Source organism: Micromonospora sp. WMMD736 (genome assembly GCF_049179015.1).
Taxonomy (GTDB): Bacteria; Actinomycetota; Actinomycetes; order Mycobacteriales; family Micromonosporaceae; genus Micromonospora.
Genome location: NZ_JBMHMI010000066.1, coordinates 1 through 3,755, shown reverse-complemented (window position 1 = coordinate 3,755; position 3,755 = coordinate 1). Strand labels below are relative to the sequence as shown.

Below are 3,755 nucleotides of genomic sequence, written 5' to 3'. Positions count from 1 at the left end.
CCGAGGCCCATCGCCTCGACCTGGTCGTGCGTCACGTAGACCGTCGTGGTGCCGAGGTCCTGCTGAAACCGCTTCAGGTCGTCACGTGCGCTGGCGCGTAGCTTGGCGTCGAGGTTGGACAGCGGCTCGTCGAGCAGGAAAACCGTGGGTTCGCGAACCAGCGCACGCGCCAATGCCACCCGCTGGCGTTCGCCACCGGACAGCTGACGCGGCTTGCGGGACAACAGATGTGCGATGCCAAGCAACTCAGCGGCCCAACCTGCACGCTCCACCCTCGCCGCCTTTGCCATGCCCGCCGCGCGCAGCGGAAAGACGATGTTGGCCAACACTGTTTTGTGCGGGTAGAGCGCATAGCTCTGGAACACCATGGCGATCTTGCGGGCCCGCGGCGGCAAGCCGGTCACGACCTGCCGGTCGATGAGCACATCTCCCGAACTCGGCCGCTCAAGGCCTGCGATGGTGCGCAACAGCGTGGTCTTGCCGCACCCGGACGGGCCGAGCAACACCAGATACTCGCCCTCGGCGGTGGCCAGGTCGATGCCGTCGAGGGCGGGGGCCTGGCTGTGGTCGAACACTTTGCGTAGACCGCGGACCTCGACTATCGCCATCGCACCTCAGCCGCCGCCGATAAGGCCCTGTCGGCGCCATTTGTCGAAGATCGGCGTGATCTGCGCTTCGGCGTCGGCCACGGCCTGCTGCGGGTTCATCTCGCCGCGAGCGGCTTTCGCGAACATGTTCGGGATGACAAAAGTCGCGAAGACCTCTCCCTCCGCGGTGCTGGCCGGTCCGGGATAGCCGACGTTGGTGCTCCATTCCGTCGCGGTGTTGAGCACGGAGAGCTTGTCTGCGGGCTTGGCGCCGTAAGGGTCGTTGTCCAGCCATTCGTCGAGGTCGGGCACCGTCGCCGGGAACGCCGGGAAGTCGTACAGCTTCGAGTTCCAGGTCGCGAGCGCACTGTTGTCGGTGTAGTAGAGCAGGAACTCCTTGGCCGCGTCCGGATTCGCCGCGTGGTTGGGAACGATCCAGTTGTACATGACGTGGCTTGCCACTCGGGCATCCTTCGGCCCGCGCAGCGCCGGCGTGAAGAAGGTGTCGTCGGCGATGACCGGGTTGTTCTCCTGGGAGGTGCGCCAGGCCGAGATCGAATTGAGGATGTATGACAGCTCTCCGGCCACGAGGCCCTGATTGTTCGATGCGGCGTCCCAGCCGAACACCTCCGGCGTCATACACCGGTTGTACAGATCGGTCATGTAGGCCACCGCCTCGACGGTTTCCGCCGAGTTGATGACGACGTTCTCGTTCGCATCCTGAATCGAGGCGCCGAAGGACCACAACAACGCACGGCCCGCCATGTTGGAGTCGATCTCCTGCGACATCCCGATCCCGACCGGCACGCCCTGGGTGTTCTTGATCTCCGCTCCGCCGACGAGTAGCTCCTCATACGTGGCCGGTCCGTTCGGCAACCCGACCGACTCCCAGAGGGTTCCGCGGTAGTCACCGGGGTCGGGAACCCAGGCCGGCGTGTAGGCGAACCACCGGTCGGTGGTCGGGTTGTAACTGGATTTGCGGCACAGGTCGAGTTGCTCGCCATGGCGCCTGCCGGCCTCGTCGACCACGTCCGCAAGGTCGAGGCAGCTGCGCTCGAACTGTGGCACCGGTGCGATGTGCAGAATCAGATCGTGCCCCTGCCCGGCCTGGATCTCGGCGTTGGTGCGGGGGACGAGTTCGGCATAGTTGATGTGGTCGACCGTCACGTTCACGCCAACCTTGCTGCCCCATTCCTTGACCCATGGGTCGAACCAGGTGTCGTGGGCCGGGACGAAGTGGCTCCACATGAGAATGCTCAAGTCTCCGGAAAGCGGTGCCGCGGGCGGGGTGAACTCCGCGCTGGGCGCCCCGGTCGCGGGCGCCGCGGGAGCCTCGCGCGGCTCCTCGCCGCAGGCGGCAACTGCCGTACCGGCGATCACCAGGCCCGACGTTTGGAGAAACCTGCGCCTGTTGAAGCCATGCATCGCAGTGTTGAGCATTCGCCGGAGCCTCCATCGAACGGGGGTGCCGCGTCACACTGTACGGGGGCTCGTCCGTTTCCCCGCGGGATTTGCAATTCGATGTCGATCTGAGCAACCGGGTCACGGGCGGCTGCGCCGGCCCGCCGCTGTGCCTCGGCGGACGCGACCATCGGCGCCATTTCAGCAGGACCCGGGCAACTCCGGACCCCGACGCCACACGGAAGCTAAACTGTTGTCCATACGGTAAGCCACTAACCAGGAGTATCGGCATGAACAAGGACGACATGATTTTGATCAGTGTGGATGATCATGTGGTTGAGCCGCCGGACATGTTCAAGAACCATCTGCCCAAGAAGTATCTGGATGAGGCGCCGCGGTTGGTGCATAACGCTGATGGGTCGGATACCTGGCAGTTCCGTGATGTGGTGATTCCGAATGTGGCGCTCAATGCGGTGGCGGGTCGGCCCAAGGAGGAGTACGGGCTGGAGCCGCAGGGTCTCGATGAGATCCGGCCGGGGTGCTGGAAGGTCGATGAGCGCGTCAAGGACATGAACGCCGGCGGGATTTTGGGGTCGATCTGTTTTCCGTCGTTTCCGGGGTTCGCCGGGCGGTTGTTCGCCACCGAGGATCACGAGTTCAGCCTGGCGTTGTTGCAGGCCTACAACGACTGGCATGTCGAGGAGTGGTGTGGGGCCTATCCGGGCCGGTTCATCCCGATGTGTCTGCCGGTGATCTGGGACGCCCAGGCCTGTGCCGATGAGGTGCGGCGCAACGCCAAGCGGGGGGTGCATGCGTTGACGTTCACCGAGAATCCCGCCGCGATGGGCTACCCGTCGTTTCACGATGACTACTGGGAGCCGTTGTGGCAGGCGTTGGTGGACACCGACACGGTGATGAATGTGCACATCGGCTCGTCGGGGCGGTTGGCGATCACCGCCCCGGACGCGCCGATGGATGTGATGATCACCCTGCAGCCGATGAACATCGTGCAGGCCGCCGCCGATCTGTTGTGGTCGAAGCCGATCAAGAAGTATCCGGGTCTCAAGATCGCGTTGTCCGAAGGTGGCACCGGCTGGATTCCGTACTTCCTGGAGCGGGTGGATCGCACCTATGAGATGCATTCGACCTGGACCCATCAGAACTTCGGCGGCAAACTGCCCTCCGAGGTGTTCCGGGATCACTTCCTGACCTGTTTCATCTCCGACAAGATCGGGGTCGCGTTGCGCAACGAGATCGGCATCGACAACATCTGCTGGGAAGCCGACTACCCGCACAGCGATTCGATGTGGCCCGGAGCCCCCGAGCAACTGCACGAGGTGCTGTCCGCCAACAACGTGCCCGACGACGAGATCAACAAGATGACCTACCAGAACGCCATGCGCTGGTATCACTTCGACCCGTTCAGCCACGTCCCCAAAGACCAGGCCACCATCGGCGCCCTACGCAAAGCCGCCGAAGGGCACGACGTCTCCATCCAGGCGCTCAGCCATCACAAGGAAGGCGAACGCGGCGGCGGTGCAGGACATTTCGAGGCCCTGAACGCTGCCGCACGGGGCAACTCCGGGAGCTGAAGGTCAGCTCCCGGTAACTGAATAGCGGATCGGTAGGTGCTTGAGGCCGCCGACGAATGTCGTCGCCATATGCTCCGGCACACCGGTGAGCTCCGCTGAGCGGAGTCGCGGCAGCAGCTCGGAAAAGAAGCTGTTGATCTCCATCCGGGCCAGCGCGGCACCGAGACAGAAGTGC

Annotated in this window: 3 protein-coding genes; 1 reads left to right on the top strand and 2 read right to left on the bottom strand. The window is 64.1% G+C overall.

Annotated elements, in window-relative coordinates:
- Positions 1 to 608: ABC transporter ATP-binding protein (locus ACN269_RS33600; RefSeq protein WP_421477203.1), on the bottom strand; the 608-nt coding region annotated here is incomplete at its 3' end.
- Positions 609 to 614: 6 nt separating this feature from the next.
- Positions 615 to 2,027: an ABC transporter substrate-binding protein gene (locus ACN269_RS33595; protein WP_421477201.1), complete on the bottom strand. Its 1,413-nt coding sequence runs from the start codon at positions 2,025 to 2,027 to the stop codon at positions 615 to 617.
- A gap of 251 nt (positions 2,028 to 2,278) precedes the next feature.
- Here ACN269_RS33595 and ACN269_RS33590 point away from each other — a divergent pair, with 251 nt between their 5' ends.
- The gene (locus tag ACN269_RS33590) at positions 2,279 to 3,580 is read left to right on the top strand and encodes an amidohydrolase family protein (RefSeq protein WP_421477199.1); all 1,302 of its coding nucleotides are present in this window, start codon (positions 2,279 to 2,281) and stop codon (positions 3,578 to 3,580) included.
- Positions 3,581 to 3,755: the final 175 nt, after the last annotated feature.